General features: G+C 64.5%; 18 protein-coding genes and 1 riboswitch. Of the genes, 13 read left to right on the forward strand and 5 right to left on the reverse strand.

Going from position 1 to position 25,374, the window contains the following annotated elements; genetic code table 11:
* The first annotated feature begins 68 nt into the window (after positions 1–68).
* On the forward strand, positions 69–2,111 hold the full coding sequence (locus CJO11_RS05345; protein ID WP_095011792.1) for a calcium-binding protein: 2,043 nt from the start codon (positions 69–71) through the stop codon (positions 2,109–2,111).
* Positions 2,112–2,311: 200 nt separating this feature from the next.
* Complete coding sequence (locus CJO11_RS05350) at positions 2,312–4,153, forward strand: calcium-binding protein (RefSeq protein ID WP_095013229.1); 1,842 nt, start codon at positions 2,312–2,314, stop codon at positions 4,151–4,153.
* A gap of 12 nt (positions 4,154–4,165) precedes the next feature.
* Here the strand turns inward: CJO11_RS05350 and CJO11_RS05355 are convergent, their stop codons facing one another.
* Positions 4,166–5,881 carry a thiamine pyrophosphate-dependent enzyme gene (locus tag CJO11_RS05355; RefSeq protein ID WP_095011793.1) on the reverse strand — a complete coding sequence of 572 codons (1,716 nt, stop codon included), beginning with the start codon at positions 5,879–5,881 and terminating at the stop codon, positions 4,166–4,168.
* A gap of 185 nt (positions 5,882–6,066) precedes the next feature.
* Between CJO11_RS05355 and CJO11_RS05360 the strand changes: the two genes are divergently transcribed.
* The 4 genes from CJO11_RS05360 to CJO11_RS05375 all read left to right on the forward strand — a co-directional run bounded on the left by CJO11_RS05360 (position 6,067) and on the right by CJO11_RS05375 (position 11,700).
* Positions 6,067–8,109, forward strand: coding sequence for a M13 family metallopeptidase (locus CJO11_RS05360; protein ID WP_240504572.1), 2,043 nt, complete (start codon positions 6,067–6,069; stop codon positions 8,107–8,109).
* Between the two features lie 41 nt (positions 8,110–8,150).
* Complete coding sequence (gene thpR / locus CJO11_RS05365; RefSeq protein WP_240504573.1) at positions 8,151–8,696, forward strand: RNA 2',3'-cyclic phosphodiesterase; 546 nt, start codon at positions 8,151–8,153, stop codon at positions 8,694–8,696.
* Between the two features lie 94 nt (positions 8,697–8,790).
* On the forward strand, positions 8,791–9,303 hold the full coding sequence (locus CJO11_RS05370) for a Csu type fimbrial protein (RefSeq protein WP_095011794.1): 513 nt from the start codon (positions 8,791–8,793) through the stop codon (positions 9,301–9,303).
* A gap of 135 nt (positions 9,304–9,438) precedes the next feature.
* The gene (locus CJO11_RS05375; protein WP_240504574.1) at positions 9,439–11,700 is read left to right on the forward strand and encodes a M3 family metallopeptidase; all 2,262 of its coding nucleotides are present in this window, start codon (positions 9,439–9,441) and stop codon (positions 11,698–11,700) included.
* A gap of 3 nt (positions 11,701–11,703) precedes the next feature.
* On the opposite strand, the gene CJO11_RS05380 is transcribed toward CJO11_RS05375, so the two are convergent.
* From CJO11_RS05380 to CJO11_RS05395, 4 genes are read right to left on the reverse strand one after another with little or no spacing between them, the layout of a single operon-like run.
* Positions 11,704–12,432: an ABC transporter ATP-binding protein gene (locus CJO11_RS05380; protein ID WP_095011795.1), complete on the reverse strand. Its 729-nt coding sequence runs from the start codon at positions 12,430–12,432 to the stop codon at positions 11,704–11,706.
* Complete coding sequence (locus CJO11_RS05385; RefSeq protein ID WP_095011796.1) at positions 12,429–13,382, reverse strand: FecCD family ABC transporter permease; 954 nt, start codon at positions 13,380–13,382, stop codon at positions 12,429–12,431. Before CJO11_RS05385 ends, CJO11_RS05380 begins: the two co-directional genes overlap by 4 nt.
* The gene (locus tag CJO11_RS05390; RefSeq protein WP_240504575.1) at positions 13,379–14,179 is read right to left on the reverse strand and encodes an ABC transporter substrate-binding protein; all 801 of its coding nucleotides are present in this window, start codon (positions 14,177–14,179) and stop codon (positions 13,379–13,381) included. The genes CJO11_RS05385 and CJO11_RS05390 overlap by 4 nt, the downstream gene beginning before the upstream one ends.
* A gap of 2 nt (positions 14,180–14,181) precedes the next feature.
* The gene (locus tag CJO11_RS05395; protein WP_095011797.1) at positions 14,182–16,041 is read right to left on the reverse strand and encodes a TonB-dependent receptor plug domain-containing protein; all 1,860 of its coding nucleotides are present in this window, start codon (positions 16,039–16,041) and stop codon (positions 14,182–14,184) included.
* Positions 16,042–16,137: 96 nt separating this feature from the next.
* Positions 16,138–16,323, reverse strand: a riboswitch (cobalamin riboswitch).
* Between the two features lie 297 nt (positions 16,324–16,620).
* Between CJO11_RS05395 and CJO11_RS05400 the strand changes: the two genes are divergently transcribed.
* From CJO11_RS05400 to CJO11_RS05425, 7 genes are all read left to right on the forward strand, one after another.
* Positions 16,621–17,631, forward strand: coding sequence for a cell wall hydrolase (locus tag CJO11_RS05400; RefSeq protein ID WP_240504576.1), 1,011 nt, complete (start codon positions 16,621–16,623; stop codon positions 17,629–17,631).
* A gap of 154 nt (positions 17,632–17,785) precedes the next feature.
* Positions 17,786–18,100 carry a hypothetical protein gene (locus CJO11_RS05405; RefSeq protein WP_095011798.1) on the forward strand — a complete coding sequence of 105 codons (315 nt, stop codon included), beginning with the start codon at positions 17,786–17,788 and terminating at the stop codon, positions 18,098–18,100.
* 134 nt (positions 18,101–18,234) lie between these two features.
* Positions 18,235–20,166, forward strand: a complete 1,932-nt coding sequence (locus CJO11_RS05410) for a putative bifunctional diguanylate cyclase/phosphodiesterase (protein ID WP_095011799.1) — start codon at positions 18,235–18,237, stop codon at positions 20,164–20,166.
* A 48-nt stretch (positions 20,167–20,214) separates the two neighbouring features.
* Positions 20,215–20,373, forward strand: coding sequence for a hypothetical protein (locus CJO11_RS13270; protein WP_169829140.1), 159 nt, complete (start codon positions 20,215–20,217; stop codon positions 20,371–20,373).
* 205 nt (positions 20,374–20,578) lie between these two features.
* Positions 20,579–21,553, forward strand: a complete 975-nt coding sequence (gene mdh / locus CJO11_RS05415; protein ID WP_095011800.1) for a malate dehydrogenase — start codon at positions 20,579–20,581, stop codon at positions 21,551–21,553.
* 38 nt (positions 21,554–21,591) lie between these two features.
* Positions 21,592–22,482 (forward strand): succinate--CoA ligase subunit alpha, encoded by an 891-nt coding sequence (gene sucD / locus CJO11_RS05420; protein WP_095011801.1) that lies wholly within the window; start codon positions 21,592–21,594, stop codon positions 22,480–22,482.
* 27 nt (positions 22,483–22,509) lie between these two features.
* Positions 22,510–25,368 carry a 2-oxoglutarate dehydrogenase E1 component gene (locus CJO11_RS05425; protein ID WP_095011802.1) on the forward strand — a complete coding sequence of 953 codons (2,859 nt, stop codon included), beginning with the start codon at positions 22,510–22,512 and terminating at the stop codon, positions 25,366–25,368.
* Positions 25,369–25,374 lie beyond the last annotated feature (6 nt).

The raw sequence follows: 25,374 nt of genomic DNA on the forward strand, positions 1-25,374 counted from the left end.
TTTCGGTTTAGCGAGATTAAGTTGCGGACTCTGGAAGGCAGTGGGGAGCTGCCTTTGGGAGTATCCGAATGACCGAACTTCTGGCCGCCGGTGACGGCAGCGAAAACTACGCCGTGCGCGCAAGCACCGGCATCGTCTACGTCGCGGGCAACGACGGCGTCCTGCGCGGATACGACGGGACCACCGGGCAACTCGTATCGAGCTGGCACATCGGCAACGATCTCGACGCCATCGCCATTTCGCCCAACGGGCAATACGCGCTGGTTACCGAAGCGACCCCGGTCAGCTTCGTCGAAGGAGCCGATGGAAACTGGCCCGCAAACGAGACGGTGGCCGCAGTTTACAAGGTCAACCTGGCGACCGGCGAAACGACGACGCTGACCTACACCAACCACGGCAGCGACTACACTTTTGCCGATGTCGCGTTCACCGACAACGGCCACGCGATCATCAGTCAGAACATCCTGCCTGGATGGAGCGGCTGGGCACCGCTGGTGACGCTCGACCTGCAGAACAATACCTTCGCCACAACCGGATCGTACTACGCCGGGCTCGGCTATGCCGCGTCGCTCACCCAGGCCAAGACCACCGGTGATATCCTGCTCGGCCAACTCGGCCTGTCCTCGGCCGAATATTACCTGATCGACAGCGCAGGCCAGCAGGACGGGAACAACGGGATCTACGAAAACGGTGTGTATGGTTATGCTGCCGGGGTCGAAGCGTTCTACGGCACCAGTGCCAGCGGGTTTATCGCCATCGTAACCGGCGGCGGGTTCCATCTCTACGACGGCAACTTCAACTACATCGCAAACCTGGCGGACACTTACGCGTTTCTCGCCAACAGCCCCGGCCTCACATTCAGCAACGATGGGACCAAGCTCTACGCGATCGATCCCGATAGCGACCGGATCGTGACCATCAACACCGGCGACCTGTCGCTGACCAACACCTTCGCCATCGGGAATTATGACTACAACGTCCTGCAATGGGGCGAGGAGCTGACGCTTTCACCCGACCAGACGGTGTTCTTCGTCAACACTACTCACGGCATCGTGACGGTCGACAATCTCATCGAGACACTCGGCACCGCCGGTAACGACCTGATGGAAGGAACCGCCGGGAAGGACTGGCTCAACGGGCTCGCCGGGGACGACATCCTCTACGGCTTCGATGGGAACGACCTTCTCGTCGGCGATGCCGGCAACGACTTGCTGGTTGGCGGCGCAGGGGCAGACAAGCTGGTGGGCGGAAATGGTGACGACACCTACCGGGTCGACGATGCGTTCGACACGATCGTCGAAGGCATCGACGCGGGCAACGACACGGTCGATTCCTACACCGAACAGGTCGTGCTGTCGGCCAATGTCGAAAACCTCAATTTGATGACCGGCGCGGTCACCGGGATCGGCAACGACGAAAACAACGTAATCGCCGGCAACGCGATTGCCAATTCGATCTACGGACGCGGCGGAGACGACATCCTTCTCGGCAACGGCGGTGCCGACGAACTGCGCGGTCAAGCCGGGGCGGATTCACTCTATGGCGGCGGCGGCAACGATGCGCTCTTTGGCGGCGCCGGAAACGACGCGCTCTTTGGCGACCAGGGTAGTGACCGGCTCTACGGAAACGGGGGCGACGACGCGCTCTACGGCGGCGGGCTCAACGACACCCTGATCGGAGGTGCAGGAAACGACAACCTCAATGGCAGCGTTGGCGCGGACCTGCTCAACGGCCAGACCGGCGATGACCTGATTGTCGGCGGGCCGGGTATCGACACGCTTGTCGGTGGCCTGGGCGCTGACAGGTTCCTGTTCGGTGAAGGACACCTGGGCGCGGGCCTCTCAGTAACCGACAGGATCACAGATTTCAGCCAGTCTGACGGCGACGTGATCGATTTCCACAATATGGACGCGGATACGACCACCGCAGGCAACCAGGCGTTCAGCTGGATCGGCGCCGATGCGTTCAGTTCGACGGCAGGCGAACTGCGCGCCGAGATCGTCGGCAACACGACCTACATCTATGGCGACACGAATGGCGACGGCACCGCAAACTTCGTGCTGTGGCTCACCGGCCAGATCGACCTGCAGGCAACCGATTTCGTGCTCTGACCGTCGGCCAAGCACGCGGCGTCGAGACCTTGTCAGCTCTCTTCCGTCCAGCCGTGCTCATCCGAGCGCGGTTGGCGGAGCGCGCTCCTCGGCGCATGATTGATGCTGGACTCGCCGAACTTTCCCGATAAAACAATAAGCAACGATCGCGCAGGCTGCAGCGGAGATACTGTTCCGCCAGCCGTAGGGGGCTTTGAGCGATGGCGACAATCACCGGAACTACCGGCAACGACACCCTTCAGGGGACGACCGGCAACGACACGATCGATGCGCTTGATGGCGACGACGTCATCGTCGGCAGCCCGGGCAGCGATACGGTCGATGGCGGCGGCGGATTCGATGTCCTGCTCTTCCCGCTTTACTACCAGCCGTGGTTCCCGGAGCCATCAGGCGGACTGACCATCTCGGTTTCGGGAACGCATGTCTACGACAGCCTCGGGATATTCAACACCACGTACTCGAACATCGAGGAACTCGCCATCTGGGCGCGGGACCCTAGCTACACCTACTCGGTCGACATCACCGTAAACGCCTCGCAGTTCGTGTCCACGCTGGCCGGTTACGGCAACGTGTGGATCAAGACCGGCAGCGGCAACGATCACCTCATCGGCTCGCAATATCCCGACACTTTCGACGTCTACCTGGGTAACGACGTGGTCACCGGAGGAGATGGCCAGGATACTGTCGTCAAAGCGCTCAATCCGGACGGAACCACCGCCTTTGTTACCGGCGGCACGTTACCGAACGGCGATTCCTCGGTCCAGGTGAAGCAAGGTTCCGCGACAACGCTTTCCGCTACCTCGATCGAATACCTGAACCTGGGCCAATACGATGCGCAGTTCGACCAGACGGTCGATGCGTCCGGGTCCCCGATCCACGTCGGCCTGCTCGACGGTGCCGGCAACGACACCTTCATCGGTTCGGTTTTCAATGACCTGTTTTCGAGCAGCAGCGGATCGGGCGGGACCGACACCTACACCGGCGGCGGCGGCCCCGATACGTTTAGCTGGGACGGCACAGCCGACGCGATCGACGGGACGACCATCACCGACTTCGATCGCGGCGATACGATCTCTCTCGAAAACAACACGACCGGTTCGTACCTTGTCACCACGTTCATAGGCAGAGCGACATTCAGCGACACAGCGGGCGAATACCGCTATGTGAAATCGGGCGATCAGACGATCCTGCAGTTCGATTTCAACGGCGACAGTTTATCCGATGCATCACTCTTGCTCGCGTCCCGCTGGCTCGAGCTTTCCAACCCATACAACCAGCACATTGTAGTCGCCCCGGCGACCCAGATAAACGGGACAACCGCTTCCGAGACGATCAACGGGACGTCGTGGGACGACATCATCCACGGCAACGGCGGCGACGACATCATCTATGGCCTGGGCGGGTACGACACGATCGATGTCGGAACGGGCAACGATACCGTCCGCGCCGGCCCGGGCAATGACTCGGTAACCGGCAGTGGCGGCGACGACTTCATTTCCGGCGGTGGTGGCGACGATACGCTCGACGGCGGACCCAACAACGACCATGTCTACGGAAATGCGGGTGTCGACTATGTCAACGGCGGAGGCGGCGACGACCACGTCTACGGCGGAAGCGGCAACGATCGGGTATACGGATCGAGCGGGAATGACATCGTCAACGGCCAGGCGGGCGACGACCTGGTCGTGGGCGGACAGGGAATCGATATACTCGTTGGCGGGCTGGGATCGGACCAGTTCCTGTTCAATACCGCCGACGTTGGAACCAGCACGGCTAGCGCCGACAGGATCCAGGACTTCAACCAGTCGCAGCACGACCTGATCGACTTCCACCTGCTCGATGCCGACACTACGACTGCCGGAAACCAGGCGTTCGACTGGATCGGCAGCTCGGCATTCTCCGGCCATGCAGGCGAGCTGCACTACGAAATCGTCGGCAACACGACCTACGTTTCCGGCGACACCAACGGCGATGGCGGGGCAGACTTCTACCTTCTGCTGACGGGCCAGATCCATCTGGACGCGGGCGACTTCGTGCTCTGAACCAAACCGCGCTTAGCGCAGGAAGTTGTCTCGCAGCAGCGAGACGACTTCCTTTGTCCGCCCGCTGAGTACCGCTTTCACGCCGAACAGCGCGGTGCTGGCAACCTGCCCGGCCTTGACCTCGGGCGGCATCACCAGTTCGACCCGGTTGACCTTCACATCGAGCAGCGCGGGGCCGGGTTCGGCCAGCCATGCGTCCATCGCCCCGGCAAGGTCGGACGCGTTCTCGACCCGCCAGCCGGCGATCCCGATCGCTTCGGCCACCTTGGCGAAATCGGGGTTCTCCAGCGTGGTGTAGTGGTCGACCAGGCCCTCGACGCGCTGCTCCATCTCGACGAAACCGAGCGTCGAGTTGTCGAACACCAGCAGCTTGAGCGGCACTTTCTCCTGCACCAGCGTGATGAGGTCACCCATCAGCATGGTCATCCCGCCATCGCCGCACATCGCGATCACCTGTCGCTCGGGGTAGGCGAGCTTCGCCCCCATCGCTTGCGGATAGCCGCTCGCCATCGTCCCATGCAGCAGGCTGTTGAGGAACCGCCGCTTGCCGTTGGCGGTGATGTGCCGCAGCATCCACACCATCGAGGTGCCGACGTCGGACACGAAGATTGCATCGTCAGCGGCTCTCTTGTCGAGCATGTTGGCGACGAATTGCGGGTGGATCAGGCTGGAGTCGGGCTCGCGGCCCGCCTCCTGGTATCCGGCCAAGTCGTCCTTCCACTGCGCCAATGCCCGGTCGAGATGCGCGCGATCTTCCTTCGCCGTCACTAGCGTGATCAGCGCGTCGAGCGTCGCCGCACAGTCACCGACCAGCCCCATGTGGATAGGCGAGCGGCGCCCCAGGTGCGTCGGGTCGATATCGACCTGCACCACTTTTGCCTGTTCGGGCCAGAACTGGCCGTAGGCAAAATCGCACCCTAGGCACAGCACCAGGTCGGCAGTATGGATCGCTTCGACCCCGGCCTTGTTGCCGAGGATGCCATTGACCCCGACATTGTAGGGATTGTCCGGTTCGAGCCATTCCTTCGCCCGGGTAGTGTGAACCATCGGTGCGTTGAGCTTCTCGCACAGCGCCACGATCTGGTCATGCGCATCGCGCGCGCCGATCCCGGCATAGACGGTCACGGATTTCGCAGTGTCGATCGCCTGCGCCAACTCCGCCATTTCCGCATCGTTGGGCCGGGCAATCGGGTGAGGTCGATAAATCCGCCAGTCGGCACCGTCGGCATCGGTTTCGGTGAACATGTCGCCGTTGACGATCACGACCGCCACGCCGCGCTTCGTGAGAGCAGCCTGCGCCGCCTTGGCGACGATCCGGCGGGCCTGCGCCGGATGCGAGATCGCTTCGCAGAACACAGAGTGCTGCTCGTAGATCTTCTTCTGGTCGACCTCCTGCGGGAAGTCGAAGCCCTTCTCGCGCCGGTCGACGTCGGAAGCGATCAGCAGCACCGGCGCGCCGTTGCGGTGGGTTTCATAGATGCCGTTGACGAAGTGCAGGCTGCCCGGCCCGCAGGTGCCCGCGCAGACCGCCAGTTCGCCGGTCATGTAGGCCTCGCCCCCGGCAGCGAACGCGCCGACTTCCTCGTGCCGCACCTGCACCCAGCGCAGGCTTGAACGCGAGACAGCGTCGGTGAAGTGATTGATCGTGTCTCCCGGGATCCCGTAAATCCGCCTGGCTCCTGCCTGTTCGATGGCATCGACAACGATTTCGGCAACGGTTTTCGCCATTGGCAGGCCTTTCGGATTGGAACTGGGAGTATGAGAGGAAGCGTCCGCTAGTGCTACGGATAAACCCGCCCTCCGGTTCCGCTTTTGTCGTTTGCCGAACGATAAACATCTTCCGTCGAATGTTCTGCGACAAAAGGAAAAAGCTGCTACGCGGGCACCACGACAGACCCTGACAGGAGACTCCCATGGCATTTCGTTCGATGCTGGCCGCCGGTGTGGCCGGGCTGGCACTTGTGGTAACCGCCCCCTCGCTGGCCGAGGATGCACCCGCTGCCGCCACCCAAACCGCCGAAGGCAACACCCCGTTCTACGCGCCGTTCGGCATCGACCTGAAGGCAATGGACAAGTCGGTCAAGCCGGGCAACAATTGGGACGAATATGCCTGGGGCACCTGGCTCAAGTCCGCCGAAATCCCGGCCGACCGTGCTTCGATCGGTGCGTTTCGCGACACCTTCGACCGGGTCCAGAAGGAAACCCGCGACATCATCATGAACGCGCCCGCCGGCAGCAAATACGGCGATTTCTACAAGAGCTTCATGAACACCGACCAGGTCAATGCTCTGGGCTGGACCCCGCTGAAGGCCGACCTCGACCAGGTTGCGGCGATCGACAGCAAGTCCGGGATCGCCCGCTTCATGGGTGCAAGCGGCGGCAAGTTCGGTATCTCGGCGGTCGGTACGTTCGTCTATGCCGACACCGATAACCCCAACATCAATGTCCTTTATATCGGCCAGGATGGGCTGGGCCTGCCCAACCGCGACTACTACCTCGACGAGAAGTTCGCCAAGCAGCGCGCAGCCTATCGCGCATGGGTGCAGAAGGCGCTCGAACTGACCGACACGCCCGATGCCGCCGCCAAGGCAGACGCGATCCTCGCCCTCGAGACCAGCATCGCCAAGGCCAGCTGGACCCCGGCGGAATCGCGCGACATCGACAAGACCAACAACCCGATGAGCTCGGCCGAATTTGCCGCCTACGCTCCGGGCATCGACTGGGATGCGTTCTTCGCCGGTGCCGACGTGCCCGCGCAGCAGCGCATGATCATCGGCGAAACGACCGCCATCAAGGCGATCGCGCAGATCGTCGGCGATACCCCGCTCGACACGCTCAAGGCGTGGGAGCGGTTCCACGTGATCAGCCAGGCCGCGCCATATCTCTCGGACAATTTCGTCAACGCCCGGTTCGATTATACCAAGACGCTTTCGGGCGTGACCGAACTCGATCCCCGTTGGAAGCGCGGCGTGAACCTCGTCAACGGCGCGGTCGGCCAGCTGGTCGGCCAGCAATACGTCAAGCTGTACTTCCCGCCCGCGGCGAAGGCCGAAATGGAAAAGCTGGTCGTCAACGTGAAGGCCGGAATGGCCGATCGCATCCGCACCAATACCTGGATGTCCGACGCGACCAAGGAGCAGGCGCTGCTCAAGCTGAAGAACATGATGGTCATGGTCGGCTATCCCGACATGTGGCGCAGCTGGGACGGCCTGACGATCAAGCCCGATGACCTGCTCGGCAACGTCGAGCGCGCCGGTGAATTCAACCACGCCTATGCGATGGAAGACCTCGGCAAGCCGGTCGATCGCAAGAAGTGGGGCATGAACCCGCAGACGGTGAATGCCTACAATGGCTTCAACCAGAACAAGATCGTGTTCCCGGCCGGCATCCTGCAGGCACCATTCTTCGACCTGCACGCCGATCCGGCGGTCAACTATGGCGCGATCGGCGTGGTGATCGGCCACGAGATCAGCCACGGGTTCGACGACCAGGGCCGCAAGGTCGATGCCACCGGCAAGGTGCGCGACTGGTGGACCCCGGAAGACGCCAAGCGCTTCGTCGCGGAATCGAAGGTGTTCGGCGACCAGTACGCCAGCTACGAGCCGGTCCCCGGCAGCCACGTCAATCCCGACCTGACGATGGGCGAAAACATTGCCGACTTCGCCGGGGTCGAGGTGGCCTACGACGCCTACCATCGCTCGCTCGACGGCAAGACGCCGCCGGTGCTCGACGGGCTGACCGGCGACCAGCGCTTCTTCCTCGGCTTCGCGCAAGTGTGGCGCACCAAGGCGCGTCCGGCAGCGGTTGCCAGCCAGATTGCCACCGACCCGCACAGCCCGGGCGCGATCCGCGCGTTCGCCCCGCTGCGCAACGTCGATGCATGGTACGATGCGTTTGGCGTGACCCCCGACCAGAAGCTCTACATCGCGCCCGACAAGCGCGCGCGCATCTGGTAAGCTTGGCGTGAGCCGGGCGGCGGCGTATCGGATCAGCTCCGATGCCCGCCGCCCTGCCCCGCCTGTTCGTTGCGCTCCGCCCCCCGGCGGAAATTCGCGAAGTATTGTACGCGGCAATGGGCGGGGTCGAAGCCGCCCGCTGGCAAGGCGATGACCAACTCCACCTGACGCTGCGCTTCATCGGTGAAATCGACCCGCATCGCGCCGACGACCTGCTGGTCGCTCTCCAGCGGATCGACGCGCACAAGTTCGACCTGGCGATCCGCGGGGTCGGTCACTTCGAACGCAAGGGCCGCGCTACCGCGCTGTGGGCGGCAGTCGCGCCCAGCCCCGCTCTCGATACGCTGCAAAAGAAAGTCGAGCGTGCCTGCCAGTCGGTCGGCCTGGAGCCGGAACACCGCAAGTTTACCCCGCACGTCACCCTTGCCCGGCTTGCAGGGGGTGCAGGGCCGATCGGCCGATGGTTGGCCGACCACGCCAACTTGTCGGCACCCGCATGGCCGGTTGCGTATTTTTCCCTATTCGAGAGCACACTGGCAATTACCGGATCGCAGTATGATGCGATCGCCGAATGGCCGCTTCGATGACCAGGTTTACGTTATTCGCGGATAGTGTCCGATTTTGCTCCACAGCCCGCCAGCGCGATTGATCGCTTTGTTCGCCTGGCGGATCACGCCCTCCATGGCGCACGCGAAAAACCGTCGGAAGATTTGCAGGGCTCTTGGCCTGGTGCTGGCCGGTCTCGCGGGCATCGCTCCGCTGCCGGCATTCGCAGGCACCGCGACGGCGACCGTCGATGTATCGCTGACCATCCAGTCTTCGTGCTCGGTCCAGGCCAACCCGCTGACCTTCACCGGACAGGCGAGCCAGACGATCGACGCGAACTCGAGCGTCACCGTCTCGTGCTCCGCCGTACCCACCGGAAACGCGGTCAGCCTGTCGCTCGACCAGGGCACCAATGCACAAGGGACCACGCGATACCTCGCCGCTGCCGACGGCACACTGGTTCCCTATGCGATCTACAGCGACGCCGCGCACACGCAGGTATGGGGCAGCGGCGGGCAGTCCGTGAGCGTGCCAGTCGATTCCGGGAGCCAGGTCTCCGTGCCGATGTACGGCCAGGTTCCAGCCAGCGGATCGTCGGTCGCCACCGGCACCTATAGCGACACGGTGGTGGTCACGCTCTCGTTCTGACGCCGGACGGATCGAAGCGCGATACGCTCGACCAACGCCGTATTGCCTCGGCCAACGCCCGCAATCCGGTTGCAATTGCAATCGAATCCCGCTTGAATTGCCCCAGTCTCATATTGCTCGCCGTGGTCGCTAATCGTGCGTGCCATTCAGGGGGAGCAAAACGTCGCACTGGGAGTTTCCACATTGATCAAGACCCGTTTCTTCGCCGCCGCGGCGCCTGCCGCGCTGGGTGCCGCACTGCTCGGAGGTTGTGCCACGATGCCCGACGATACCGCTGTCGCCAGCACTGACGATACTGCGACCAACACCGCGCCCACAGTGCCGCAAGCCACCGGCTATTTCGCCACCGAATCCAGCCTGCCGTTCCACGCACCGGACTTCAGCAAGATCAAGGACGCCGACTTCGCGCCCGCGTTCGAACAGGCGATGAAGGTCCACTCGGCCGAAGTGCAGGCGATCGTCGACAACCCGGCCCCGCCGACCTTCGACAACACGATCGTCGCGCTCGAGAAGTCGGGCCGGATGCTGACCCGAGTCTCCTACGTGTTCTACGCACTGACCGGGGCCAACACCAACGACGTGCTCGACGCGACCGATGCCAAGGTCAGCCCCGAGCTGTCGGCCCACTCGGACGCGATCATGCTCAATCCCAGGCTCTTCGCGCGCGTGAAGGCGGTCTATGACGAACGCGCTTCGCTCGGGCTCGACGCCGAAGACGCCAAGTTGCTCGACATCACCTACAAGAACATGGTCCACGCCGGCGCGCTTTTGACGCCGGACCAGAAGGCGAAGGTCAAGGAAATCAACACCGCGCTTTCCACCTTGACTACCGAATTCAGCCAGCGCCTGACCGCGGCCAACAAGGCCCGTTCGCTGGTGATCGATGACAAGGCCAAGCTGGCGGGCATGACCGACGGCGAGATCACCGCCGCTGCCGATGCCGCCACCGAACGCGGGATGCCCGGCAAGTACGTGATCCCGCTGCAGAACACGACGCAGCAGCCCGCTCTCGCCGAGATCGAAGACCGCCCCACCCGCCAGGCGCTGTTCGAGCATAGCTGGACCCGCACCGAGCAAGGCGATGCCAACGACACCCGCGCGCTGGTCGCCAAGATCGCTCAGCTGCGGGCCGACAAGGCCGCGCTGTTCGGCGATCCCGACTGGGCGACCTACGTGATGTACGACCGGATGGCGAAGAACCCCAAGACCGCGCTCGATTTCATGCAGCAGATGGTCCCCGCGCTTGCTGCCGCGCAGCGGTCCGACGCGGCGATGCTCAACGCCGAGATCAAGGCCGAAGGCAAGGACTTCACCGTCAAGCCATGGGACTGGTACATGTTCGCCGACCGGGTGAAGGCCAAGAAATACGCCTTCAACGAAGACGAAGTGAAGCAGTACTTCGAGATCCACCGGGTGCTCGAAGACGGCGTGTTCTACGCCGCGAACAAGCTCTATGGGCTGACCTTCAAGAAGCGCACCGACCTGCCGGTCTACAATCCCGACGTGTGGACCTACGACGTGTTCGACGCCGACGGCAGCGAGCTCGGGATCTTCTATTTCGACCCCTACAAGCGCGACAACAAGCGCGGCGGGGCGTGGATGAGCAACTTCGTCGACCAGAGCCACCTGTTTGGCGACAAGCCGGTGATCTACAACGTGCTCAACATCCCCAAGGCACCTGCAGGCGAACCGCAATTGGTCAGCTTCGACAACGTGGAGACGATGTTCCACGAATTCGGCCATGCGCTTCACGGGTTCTTCGCCGATGGCCGCTATGCCTCGCTGTCGGGCACTGCTACCGCGCGCGACTGGGTCGAATATCCCAGCCAGACCAACGAAATGTGGGCCAGCTACCCAGATGTCCTGGCGCACTATGCCAAGAACTGGAAGACAGGCGCGCCGATCCCGCAAGAACTGATCGACAAGATCGAGGCGGCCAAGAAGTTCAACCAGGGCTACGACTTCGGCGAAGTGGTCGAAGCCGCACTGCTTGACATGAAGTGGCACGCGCTGAGCCCCGAACAGGCAGCGGCGATCGATACGCCCGCAGCGGTCGATGCGTTCGAGGAGAAGAGCCTGAAGCAACTCGGCCTCGAGACCGACCTCGTGCCGCCGCGCTATCGCAGCAGCTACTTCAGCCACATCTTCTCGGACCCGAACGGCTATTCGGCGGGCTATTACTCGTACCTGTGGACCGAGATGCTCGACCGCGACAGCCAGAAGTGGTTCCTCGACCACGGCGGACTGACCCGTGCGAACGGTGATCACTACCGCCAGACCGTGCTCAGCAAGGGCGCGACGGTCGACTACTACAAGATGTTCGAGAACTTCACCGGGCACGACCCCAACGTCGAGCCGATGCTCGAAGCCCACGGGCTGGTGGCGGACAAGAAGTAGCGCTTAGCCAGCAATCAGTGCCCGCGCGCCCGGCTCGCCCAGCCAGCGCGCGGGAACGCCCCAGACGCGGGATATGATCCCGGCCGACAGCGCCTCTTCGGGAGCGCCGTCGGCTGCGATCGTTCCGCGATCGAGCACCACCACCCGGTCGGCATGGTTCATCGCCAGCGCAAGGTCGTGGAGCACCAGCACCACGCCCGCGCCATTGTCCGCCGCCGCCCGCAAGTGGCCGATCAGCGCGACCTGGTGAGCGATATCGAGCGCGGCGAGCGGTTCGTCAGCAAGGATCCAGCGCGGGGTTCCTGCCAGCACCCGTGCCAGCAGCGCCCGCGCGCGCTCCCCGCCCGAGAGATGCGACACCGGGCGATCGGCCAACGATGCGAGATCAAGTGCGTGGATCGCTGCGGCAACGTGCGCATCCCCCCGATCGCGATGCGGCAAGCGGCCGAGTTCGACGAGGGTCCTGACCGCGACATCCCACGCCACTTCGCCGTCCTGCGGGAGGTAGCCGATCGCCTGCGCGCGGCTTCGCGGAGCAATCTCTGACACGTCGACTCCATCGAGCGCGACCGACCCGGCTTCGGGCTGCAGCAAACCGGCAAGGCATTGCAGCAGGCTCGACTTGCCCGCCCCGTTCGGCCCACAGATCGCGGTGACCTCCCCCGGTCGCAGCGCCAGAGAAACCTCGGCAAGGCGACCGTTGAGCGAGAGGTCTTGCGCGGCGAGCGTCATGTTAACCCCCTCCTCATCCGCAGCAGCAGCCACAGGAAAAACGGTGCGCCGACAAGGCTCAGCGCGATCCCGAGGCGCAGCTCGGTGACCAGCGGCAATACGCGGCACAGGCAGTCCGCCACCAGCACCAGCAGCGCGCCCGCGAGTGCACTCGGGACCAGCAGCGAACTCGGCTTGCGGTCGGTCAGCGGGCGCACGAGGTGCGGCACGATCAGTCCGACGAATCCGATGATCCCTGCGACCGCAACCCCGCTTCCCACCGCCAGACCGACTCCGGCAATCAGCCAGAACTGAAGTCGCCCGGGCTCCATTCCGAGGCTGCGCGCCGCCGCATCGCCCAGCACCAGCGCATCGAGCCCGCGCGCGGCCATCAGCAGGCAGGCGATCCCCGCCAGCGTCAGCGGCGCGGCGAGCCACACGTCGCTCCAGCTGCGGTCGGTCAGCGCGCCCATCAGCCAGCTGACGATCTCGCTCATCGCGAAGGCATTGGGCGCAAGGCTGATCGCGAGGCTGGTGAGTGCACCCGCAAGGCTGGCGATCATCATCCCGGCAAGCGTGAACAGCGCGATCCCTCCGGTGCGCCCGGCGATAGCCGCGAGCAACGCCATCGCGCCCGCCGCTCCGGCCAGCGCGAACAGCGGCAGCAGGTAGGGCGAGGCGGCATAGCCGAACCACAGGCTGACCACCGCACCGAGCGCGGCACCCGGCGCGATCCCGAACAGCCCCGGATCGGCCAGCGGGTTGCGCAAGTAGCCTTGCATCGCGGCCCCGCTCGCGCCCAGTCCCGCACCGATCACGATAGCGAGCATCGCGCGCGGCAGGCGCAGCTGCATCAGGATCACCGCCGCGTTGGGCGTGCTGGCGGGATCGATCCACACGCGTCCGGCGAGAAGCGACAGCGGCAGCGCGATCGCCAGTAACGCGAGCAAAAGCGGGACCGGGCGGGTCATGACTCCTCCCGGCGGATTTCAGCCAGCCGGTCGGCGGCGCGAATGATCGTCGGCCCGCCGCAAAAGAGCAGCGCGGGATCGAACTTGGCTTCGATCACGCCGTGCAGGTCGCGCAGTGCCGGGTGATGCTGCCCACGCTGGTTTCCGGCGACCAGCAGGACCTGCGGCGGATCGGCCAGCAGCCGTTCAAGCGACAGGTAATCCGCCTGTCCCATCCCGCGCGCGGCGCTCTGGCTGGAAAGACCCGCGTTCGCCATCAGCCTTGTAACGAGCGCACGCTTGCCCGGCACGATCCCGTCGGGCTGCCACAGGATCGCCGAAGCGGGCTTGCCGCTCCAGTGTGCCCGCTCGACCGCTGTATCGATCCGCCTGACCAGCGCCTCGCCTTGCGCGCGATGTCCGGCGAGCACGGCCAGCCGCCGCACCTGCGCTTCGCTTTCGGCGACGCTCGAGGCGATCCCGAAAGTCTCGACCTTGATCCCCAGCCGCGCGAACGCGGCGCGGGTGGCAGGCGGCATGAAGCTGCCACCCACCACAATATCCGGATCGAGCGCGAGCACTTCTTCGACTGTCCCGCCGGTGGTCGCGAACCGGCGCGCTGTGGCCACGTTCATCGAGCTTGCGCGCGGATCGCGGCTGTAGTGGCTGAGCGCGAGCACCTGGCGCGGCCCCGCCAGCTCGGCAAGGATCGCGTCGGTGCATGGGTTGAGGCTTACGATCGTCGGGTGGATCACCGGCGTGCGCGATACCGGAGCCGGAGCGCATCCGGCCACCAGCAACGCAAGGGCTGCCAGCACCCTCACAGCCGCAAGCGCGCCCCGATGTAGGCCGCACGGCCTTGCGTGCCGTAGCCCGCGACCTCGACGTAGCTGGTATCGGTCACGTTCTCGATCCGGCCGTAGAGCTCGATCCGATCGCTTACGGGGTAGCTCGCGCGGAGATCGCCCACAGCATACCCAGCGAGCCGCACGGCGTTGGCCGCATCGTCGTAGCGCACGCCGACCAGCCGCATATCCCCACCGATGGTCAGCCCGAGCGACGTGGTCCAGTCGACCGACGTGGTCACCGCATGGCGCGGGCGGCGAGCGAGCCAGTTGCCGGTCGCGCGATCGGTCGCCTCGACGTAGCTGTAGGCAAGCTGCGCGCGCAGGTCGCGAAACGGCGAGACACCGAGCGCCACTTCGACCCCCTGTGCTCGCGCGCGGCCGACATTGTCATAGGTGCCGTAGGGTCGCCCGGTGCAGATCCCGGTCGTCACACCGTAGCACGAGACATAGTCGATCAGGTCGGAGCTTTCGCGGCGAAACAGCGTGAATTCGGCATATGTCGGCGCAGCGCGGGTGCGCCAGGCGAGACCGAGGTCGTAGCTGGTCGCCCGCTCGGGCCGCAGCGACATGTTGCCGTAGTCGCTCAGCAACTGGAACAGCGTCGGTGCCTTGAAGCCCTCGCCAATACTCGCGCGCAGTCGGAGCTCGGGCACGAGCGCGAAGCTGGCGTCCGCCCCGAACGTGGTCTCGCCGCCGAAGCGGGCGTGCTCGTCGTGCCGCAAGCCGAGGTGTGCAGCGTAGCGCGGGGTTTCGATCCCCAGCTGGGCATAGCCGCCCCAGGTGCCGGTCGACTGGTGCGCATCGTAGAGGCTGACAAATCGGGTCCATTCGCCGTCGCTGCCGAAGTTGACCACCACCGGCCCGATCGCGCGCCAAGTGCCGCGCAGGTCCAGCCGGTCGGAGTGGCCCGCTACGGTGTAGGTCGGCGCAGTTCCTTGCGCAGGGTCGAAGTTCGCCCGGCGCGTATCGGCGAACGACCAGCTGCCTTCGAGCAGCACCACGCCGCTGTCGAACCGTGCACCCGCCGCGCCCGAGTACTGCCGGGTGCGCTGCCATTCAGCGGTATCGGCGAACGTGTAGTTCGGCGGCGGGTAACCGTCGAGCGACAGGTCGCCTTGCGCGTAGCGACCGCGCACGAACAGCTCGAAACTGCTCGACAGGTAAGCCCGCGCCTGCCCGTTGGCGGCGACTTGTTCGAACCCGTCGGGCTCGGTCCCGAGCCTAGCTGCCGAGTACCCGTCGGTGCGGTACCAGCTGGCCGACCCGCCGAGATAATAGGCATCGCTGCCGGTGCCGCCGTTCGCGACGAGGTAGCTGGTGTTGTCAGCACCGTATTCGCCGCTTGCAGTCAGGCCCCGGTCGTAACGGGTGGTGATCGCCACGACCCCGCCGATCGCGTCGGAACCCCAGATGGTCGAATTCGCCCCGCGTAGCAGGTCGAGCTTGGCGATGTTTCCCGCCAGGAGGTTGCCGAAATCGAACCCGCCCGCGGGCGATGCGGGATCGGCCACCCGCACCCCATCGACCAGCACCAGCAACTGGTCTGCTGCCGCGCCGCGCACGTTGACGCCGGTGTAGTTGCCGGGCGGGCCGTTGCGGGAAATCGTTACGCCGGGCGCCCGGGCGAGCACCCGGGTAAGGTCGGCACCCTGGATGGAATCGATCTCGGCCCGACCGATCACAGTGACCGGCTGTCCGGTATCGACGACATTGCCCTGCATGCCGGTGGCAGTGACGGTAATCGTATCGGGATTGGACGAGGCACCCGCATCCTGCGCCAGCACAGGCGACGATACGGCAACCAAACTACATAAAATCAGATATTTGCGCATTTTACCTCCGACGATGAACGACAGTGCCGCTCATCGACGGGAGGCGCGGGGATTCGCGCTTTTCCGCCTGTGCTCCCGGTACACCCCGCCCGACAGCGCGAACGACCATCGCAGGCAGGTCTCCTGGCTCCCGGATCGTCGCTCGCGGCCGCCTTCCCGATCGCATGATCAGTGGCGCGTGGCCGTTCGCTCCCCGGTCACAGTTGCGGGGGCAGCGGAGGTATTGCACCCCCTTCCCTCTTCGGCCCGGCTTCCCGGACAACCCATGACGTCGAGTGGAGCGCTACACCGGGTCGCTTCGCAGGGCAAGTTTACCGCTCCGCAAGCATGGCGTTTAACCTCGCCTTGCAAGCTGTTCCGCCAAGGGACGGGAGGTGCCAAGCGCCTCGCGGTAACGCTTTCCGGCAGGTACGCGCCGTCAGGCGCGGTCGGGAATGGCCGTGCAGCAACCGCACGTTCGCAAGGGAATTTCCAATTCTGCCACGCGCCGCCACGAACCGGACAAATGCACGCCGCATTCAAGCCCGGCGCGAATGGTCGCTGGCGAGCCTGCTCGAAGGCAAGCATCGCGGGCGGCGATTGCTGGCGCTTGCCGCCGCAGTGGCGGTCCCGGCGATGGCTGCACCGGGTGACTGGCGCGCGTTCGACCTGCATCCAGCGCCGAGCGCGCAAGCCAAGCCGATGCCGTTCGAAACACCGGGTGAGAGCTTCCCGGGATCGGCGTTCTTCTACCTGCAGGACACTCCGCAATCCCTGCCGCTCGATACCGGCGCGCATTGGGACGGCGATCCCGCTCCTGCTGCATCGAACGATGTGCGCTTTGCCGCGCGCCCGTTCCGCGACGCCGGCACCGGGGTGAGCAAGGCGCGCGCACTGCAGTGCCTGGCGATGGCGGTCTATTACGAAGCGGCGAACGAAACTACTGACGGCCAGCGGGCAGTGGCGCAAGTGGTGCTCAACCGAGTGATGCATCCCAGCTTCCCCGACAGCGTGTGCGGGGTGGTGTTCCAGGGCAGCGAGCGGCAGAGTGGATGCCAGTTTACCTTCACGTGCGACGGATCGCTCGATCGGCGTCCGATGGCGGCAAAATGGGCAGAGGCGCGCACAGTCGCCGAGGCAGCGCTCAATGGATTCGTGTTCCAGCCGGTCGGCCTCGCGACGCACTACCATGCGACCTACGTGCGACCCTATTGGGCGAGCAGCCTCGACAACGTGCTCACTATCGGGCTGCACACCTTCTACCGCTGGCGCGGAGCTGCCGGTATGCCGCAGGCGTTCGCGGCGCTCTATCGTGGCGGAGAACCTGTGGCCGCCCCGCACCCCAAGGTGTTTGCTCCCGCACCCGATTCCGCACCCGATCCGGTGGTGTTGGCACAGGCCTATGACGCGACGCACCGCGCAACCGCGATACCGGTGCCGGCCATCGAGCATGCGCAGCCCAGCACTGCCACGTATGCACCGCCTGACTACAGCGCGGAAATGCGCGCGCGCGGCGGTGATCGGGCCTTCACTGCGCAAGACCTGCCCGATGCCAGCGGGGTCAAGGCCGAATACGCCAATTCCGGGCGCTGGATTGCCCAGCCCAACTAGGCCATTCGACACCCCCTTCCCTGAACGTGGTAAACGAGCCGGAAAGCACGCCTTTTAGAATCTGGACAACCGTGAATTCGCACCAGTTCTTAGAAGGCACCGGGTTAGGGGAAGAGCTACCGCCCGTACCCACCTTCGATCCAGGAATCGCCCCATGACCATCCAGACCGCTCTTGCCCGTTCGAATGCATGTTCGCCGATCGCGCGGGCGATGGCACGCAAGGCGACTGGTCGGGCGGCGAACGACAACGGGATAGTGGGGCACGCCGGGACCGACGACCAGTTGCTCCACGCTGCGCTGCGCCACTTCGGCGAGCACGGCTTGCGTGCCGCAGACGAAGCCCGCAAGTTGGCGGAAGCGGCGTTCTTTTCCGGCGACCGCCAATCGTACAATTGGTGGCTGGGAATCTGCAGCACACTCGATCGTCGGCTGGCGTCGCGAACGATGCGAAAACTGACCCACATCTGACGCCTGCAAGCAAACCAGCTTAAGACGCGGTTGCGGCTAGGTAATCCGGGTTAGCGCGTCTTAACCATCCAGTGACGGAATTGTCCTACAGCAGGCTCGTGGAGGAACGTCCAATCTCCCGAGCTCGCAGGCTCATGCCCGGCAAGGGGCGGCGCGACGCATTGAGCGATCGTGTCCGACGGATGCTGGTCAGTTCGCTGTATGCCCAGCCGAGCTCGCTGGCGATCGGCGCGATCAACGGGTTGGTTTCGAGCAGCATTGCGGCCTACGCCTCGGGCAGCAAGCTGCTCTACGTTATCAGTCTCGTGATCGGAGTGGTTGCGATCGTACGCGTGATTGCGGCGGTCGCGCTCAATGCCAACCGCGACAACACCAGCACACGCAAGCTTGAGCTCGTCTACGAAATCGGGGCGTTCAGCTACGCCAGTCTGCTCGGCATGTTCGCCGCTCTGACGATGGTTCTGCAGACGGGAACCGGCGTGCAGGTACTGATGCTGGCAAATGCGATCGGTTACGGCATCGGGATCTGCGCCCGCAACGCGGGCCGACCGATGATCGCGATGGGCCAGCTGACCCTTTCCACCGTGCCGATCGTGTTCGGTGCGCTGTACGTCGGAGACGTGACCTTCGTCGCCATGGCGGCAACGCTGTTCCTCTTGCTGCCGGCGATGGGCACGATCGTGAACAACCTGTTCAAGGTCCTGCGCGATTCGATCGCTTCGGCGGAAACCAGTTCAAAGCTCGCCGAACGCATGAAGGTCCTCGCGGAAACCGACGTCGTGACCGGGTTGGCCAATCGTGCGGGGCTCAACAACGCGCTGGTCGAGCAGCTCATGGCGCTACCGGCCGAACGGTCGCTGGCGCTGTTCTGGCTCGATCTCGATCGCTTCAAGGAAGTCAACGACCTGCTGGGCCACCCGGTTGGCGACCGGGTGCTGGGCGAAGTCGCCGAACGACTCTGCAACATTGCCCCTGAGGGTTCGACGATCGCCCGGTTCGGCGGCGACGAATTCATTCTCGTTTGCCCCGTCGACAACCGCAAGCGCTGCGAACAGCTCTCGGCCGACGTGCTCGCGGAGATCCAGCGCCCGATGCGGATCGATGGCGAACTGCTCAACGTTCCCACTTCGATGGGCGTGGCGATCCTGCCGGAAGACGCGCACGATGCCGACAGCCTGATGCAGGCGGCCGACCTCGCGCTCTACCAGGCCAAGGTCGGCGGGCGGAACCAGGTCCGGTTCTACGACACTTCGATGAGCCGCGACCTGATGCGTCGACGCGAGATCGAGGCGGAACTGCGCGCCGCGATCCAGCGCGACGAACTGTCGATCTATTTCCAGCCGATCGTTGACCTCCAGAGTGGACGGATCCGCACCTTCGAAGCGCTTGTGCGCTGGTTCCACCCCGAAAAGGGTGAACTGCGCCCCGACGAGTTCATCCCGGTGGCGGAGGAAACCGGGGTAATCGTCACGCTCGGCAACTGGATCACCCGCCAGGCGGCGATTGCCGCCGCGAGTTGGCCCGAGGACGTGACGATCGCCGTCAACCTTTCGCCGCTGCAGATTCGTGCGCCGGGTGCTGCACTGGGTATCCAGTCGGCACTGCGCGAAGCGGGGCTCGATCCGCACCGGCTCGAACTCGAAGTGACCGAAAGCCTGTTCCTCGACGACAACGAGTCGACCGCGGCATTCATCGAAGAGCTGTCGGCGATGGGTGTCCGCTTCGCGCTCGACGACTTCGGGACCGGCTATTCCTCGCTCGGCTACATCAACAAGTTTCCGTTCAGCAAGATCAAGGTCGATCGCAGCTTCGTGTCCGGTCCGAACGTCGGCAAGAAGAGCGACGCGATCATCCGCGCGGTCGCCGAGATGGGCAACCGCCTGGGTATGGACATCGTCGCCGAAGGGCTCGAGACCCGCGAGCAGGTCCACACCGTTGCCGACGCGGGCTGTACGCTCGGGCAAGGCTACTACTTCAGTCGCGCGGTACCCGACTATATCGCGGCCACGCTGCTGGCACAGGAACGCAGCGAGGGCGAAACCAGAGCGCGCGCCAACGGACGCTAGGCGGAACCGGGCGCATCATTCAGGAGTTGATCCCAGGAGGAGCTTGCCATGGTCGGAAAATTCGTCGTTGCGACAGCGGTTGCGCTCGGCGTCCTGTGGATGCTCGGCTACCGCATGAACGACATTACCGAAGTAGCCAACCGCGTCTCCAACTGGGCCGGATCGTCGATCGCCACAGGCGATAACGGGGGTTGGGGAACCAACTGATATCACGCTTTCCCAGTAATTTGCCTCTCGTATTTGCAAATGCGAACTATTTGCAAATAAACTTGCTTCCAATCGCTCGATTGACGGTTGCAATCCCCCAATACCGCGCCTAGGTCGCATCCCATCGACTGGCCGCCCTCGCCCGCGGGACGGGAGCTACAGCCATTTGCCGGTTCCCGCGCGCACGAAGGGAAGTATCGCACCCATGGCCCAGACCGTTGGACGCAAGAAGATCGCGCTGATCGGCGCCGGGATGATCGGCGGCACGCTCGCCCACCTCGCCGCGAAGAAGGAAATGGGCGACATCGTCCTGTTCGACATCGCCGAGGGCATTCCGCAGGGCAAGGCGCTCGACCTGTCGCAGTGCGGCCCGATCGAAGGGTTCGACGCGAAGATCACCGGCACCAACGATTATGCCGATATCGCCGGGGCGGACGTGATCATCGTCACTGCCGGCGTGCCGCGCAAGCCGGGCATGAGCCGCGACGACTTGCTGGGCATCAACCTCAAGGTGATGAAGTCGGTCGGTGAAGGCATCAAGGCCAACGCACCCGACGCATTCGTGATTTGCATCACCAACCCATTGGACGCGATGGTCTGGGCGCTGCGCGAATTCTCGCAGCTTCCGCACAACAAGGTGGTCGGCATGGCGGGCGTGCTCGACTCCGCGCGCTTCGCCACCTTCCTCGCCTTGGAATTCGGCGTCAGCGTCAAGGACGTGAACGCCTTCGTCCTCGGCGGCCACGGCGACACCATGGTCCCCGTCACCAGCTACACCACGATCAGCGGCATACCGGTCAACGACCTGGCCAAGATCAAGGGCATCGACCCTGCGCGCATCGACGAAATCGTCCAGCGTACCCGCTCTGGCGGCGGCGAGATCGTCGGCCTGCTCAAGACCGGCTCGGCCTACTACGCCCCGGCCACCAGCGCCATCGCCATGGCCGAAGCCTATCTCGGCGACCAGAAGCGCATCCTGCCCTGCGCCGCATATGTCGAAGGCAAGTACGGCCTCGACGGCCTCTACGTCGGCGTCCCCGCCGTGATCGGCGCGAACGGCATCGAGGATGTGGTCGAAATCGAACTATCGGACGAGGAAGCGAAGAACCTCAAGGTCTCGACCGACGCGGTCGAGGAACTGCTGGTGGCCTGCAAGGGGCTGGATAGCTCGCTCGCTTGATTGCCATTCTGGCACCCTATTTCACAAGAGGCTGATCAATGAGCATTCTCGTCGACAAGAACACCAAGGTCATCACCCAGGGGATGACCGGCGACACCGGCACGTTCCACACCCAGCAGGCGCTCGATTACGGGACCCAGATGGTTGCCGGTGTGACCCCGGGCAAGGGCGGCACCGAACACATCGGGCTTCCGGTCTACGACACGGTGAAGGAAGCCAAGGATGCGACCGGCGCGACCGCCAGCTGCATCTACGTGCCGCCGCCGTTCGCCGCGGACTCGATCCTCGAAGCGATCGACGCGGGCATCGAGCTGATCGTGACCATCACCGAAGGCATTCCGGTGCTCGACATGGTCCGCGTGAAGCGCGCGCTCGACGGATCGAACAGCCGCCTGATCGGCCCGAACTGCCCCGGCGTGCTGACGCCGGGCGAATGCAAGATCGGCATCATGCCCGGCTCGATCTTCAAGAAAGGCTCTGTCGGCGTCGTCAGCCGTTCCGGCACGCTGACCTACGAAGCCGTGCACCAGACCACGATGGTCGGCCTCGGCCAGACCACCGCCGTCGGCATCGGCGGCGACCCGGTCAACGGCACCAACTTCATCGACGTGCTCGACCTGTTCCTCAAAGACGACGAGACCAAGTCGATGATCATGATCGGCGAGATCGGCGGCAGCGCGGAAGAAGAAGCCGCCGAATTCATCGCCCACAAGGCCAAGCAGGGCATCCGCAAGCCGATGGTCGGGTTCATCGCCGGACGCACGGCACCTCCGGGCCGCCGGATGGGCCATGCGGGCGCGATCGTATCGGGCGGCCAGGGCGGCGCGGAAGACAAGATCGCTGGGATGGAGGCGGCGGGCATCCGCGTGTCGCCTTCGCCCAGCGAACTCGGCACCACGCTCGACGCGCTGCTGAAGGAACTCGCGTAAACACTCTCTCCTCCCCGGAGGCCTGATATGGGCAACGAAGCACACGATTTCCTCCCCGAGCTCACCGACCAGGACGGGCCGCAACCCGGCCCGAGCTGGAGCAACCCGCGCTGGCCGCTTTTCGGCGGCGAGAGCGAGGACGAGCTGACGCAGGCGCTCGACCCGACGGCAATGAAGTTGGCGGTGAAAGCCGCGGCGGCAAAGTCGGGCAAGGCGATGGACGAGAAGGCGGTCGAACAGGCGGCCGACGATTCGATCCGCGCGATGATGCTGGTGCGTACCTACCGCGTGCGCGGACATCTTGCCGCCGATCTCGACCCGCTGGGCCTGTCGACCCACGAACTTCCCGCCGACCTTACGCCAGAATACCACGGCTTCACCGGCGCGGCGCAGCAACGCCCGGTCTATGTCGGCGGCACGCTCGGTCTCGAATGGACGACGATTTCCGAGCTCGTCGCGATCTTGCGCCGCAACTACTGCGGCAAGGTCGGCTTCGAATACATGCACATTTCCGACGTGGAGGAGCGGCGCTTTATCCAGGACCGGATCGAAGGTATCGACGCGGTCATCACCTTCACCCCCGAGGGAAAGCGCGCGATTCTCGCCGCCGTGATCCGCGGCGAGCAGTACGAGGATTTCCTCGGCAAGAAGTACGTCGGCACCAAGCGTTTCGGCCTCGACGGCGGCGAATCGATGATCCCCGCGCTCGAAGCGGTGATCAAGTACGGCGGCCAGCTCGGCGTGCGCGAGATCATCTACGGCATGGCGCACCGCGGACGGCTCAACGTGCTCGCGAACGTGATGGCCAAGCCCTACAAGGTGATCTTCCACGAATTCTCGGGCGGCAGCGCCAATCCGGAAGATGTCGGCGGGTCGGGCGATGTGAAGTATCACCTCGGCACCAGCACCGATCGCGAGTTCGACGGGATCAAGGTGCACATGAGCCTGGTCCCCAATCCCAGCCACCTGGAAGCGGTCGACCCGGTTGTGCTCGGCAAGACCCGCGCACAGCAGGCAATCCGCGACGACCTGAAGAAGCACGAGCAGGTCCTGCCGGTGCTGATCCACGGCGATGCGGCGTTCGCGGGCCAGGGCATCGTGTGGGAATGCTTCGGCTTTTCCGGGGTGCGCGGCTACAACACCGGCGGTTGTTTGCACTTCGTGATCAACAACCAGATCGGGTTCACCACAAGCCCGAAATTCGCCCGGTCGAGCCCTTACCCGTCCGACGTCGCCAAGGGCGTCCAGGCACCCATCCTCCACGTTAACGGCGACGACCCCGAGGCGGTGACCTTCGCCTGCAAGCTGGCGATCGAATACCGCCAGCTGTTCGGCCGCGACATCGTGATCGACATGTGGTGCTATCGCCGCTTCGGCCACAACGAGGGCGACGAGCCGAGCTTCACTCAGCCGCTGATGTACGACCGCATCCGCCAGCACCCCAAGGTCAGCGTGCTCTATTCGGGCCGCTTGCTGCAGGAAGGCATGGTCAAGGAAGGCGATGCCGACACCATGCGCGAGGAGTTCCGCGCGCATCTCGACGAGCAGTTCCAGGCGGCCGACAACTACGAACCCAACCATGCCGACTGGTTCGGCGGGCGCTGGGCGGGGCTGAACAAGCCGGTCGATCCGGAGGAGGCGCGACGCAACGTCGACACCGCGATCTCGCGCAAGCTGCTCGACAGCCTCGGGCGGACGCTGACGACGGTCCCCGACGACCTGACGATCCACAAGACGCTCGGCCGCGTGCTCGACGCCAAGCGCAAGATGTTCGACGATGGCGAGGGGTTCGACTGGGCCACCGCCGAAGCGCTCGCTTACGGAAGCCTCGTGACCGAAGGATACGGCGTGCGCCTGTCGGGCCAGGATTCGGGCCGCGGCACATTCAGCCAGCGCCACGCGGTGTGGGTCGACCAGACCGACGAGCGCAAGTACATCCCGCTATGCCAGCTGCCGCACGGCAAGTTCGAGGTCTATGACAGCCCCTTGAGCGAATACGGAGTGCTCGGCTTCGAATACGGCTTTGCGCTCGCCGACCCGAAAACTTTGGTGCTGTGGGAAGCGCAGTTCGGCGATTTCGCCAACGGCGCGCAGATCATCATCGACCAGTTCATCGCCAGCGGCGAAGCCAAGTGGCTGCGCGCCAACGGCCTGGTGATGTTGCTGCCGCACGGATACGAAGGCCAGGGTCCCGAACACAGTTCGGCCCGGCTCGAGCGCTACCTGCAGTTGTGCGCCAACGATAACATCCAGGTGTGCAACATCACCGTTCCGGCGAACTACTTCCATGTGCTGCGCCGCCAGATGCTGCGCCCGTTCCGCAAGCCGCTGATCATCATGACTCCCAAGAGCCTGCTGCGCCATCCGATGGCGAAGAGCAGCGTCGAGGAGTTTATCGGCGAGAGCCACTTCAAGCGGATCATGTCCGACACTGCCGAGATCGCGGACAAGAAAGTCCGACGGTTGGTGCTGTGCAGCGGCAAGGTCGCGTATGACCTGATCGAGAAGCGCGACGCGGAAGGGCTCGACGATGTCTCGATCGTCCGGCTTGAACAGCTCTATCCTTTCCCCGGCGAACCGCTGGCAATCCGGCTCAAGCGGATGACCGGCCTCAAGGAAGTGATCTGGTGCCAGGAAGAGCCGAAGAACAACGGTTCGTGGTTCTTCGTCGAGAGCAAGATCGAAGCTGCGCTCGATGCGGCGGGCCACAAAGGCATGCGTCCGCACTATGCCGGGCGCGACGTGGCCGCTTCGCCTGCCACCGGCCTCGCCAAGCGCCACGCCCAACAGCAGGCCGCGCTGGTCAATGCCGCACTCGGCCTCGAGGGCGGTGAACAGCCACCACGCCCCAAGCGCAAGACCGCGCCCCGCAAGAAACCCGCCTGAGGAACA

It is taken from the genome of Tsuneonella mangrovi (assembly GCF_002269345.1).
GTDB classification, from domain to species: Bacteria; Pseudomonadota; Alphaproteobacteria; order Sphingomonadales; family Sphingomonadaceae; genus Tsuneonella; species Tsuneonella mangrovi.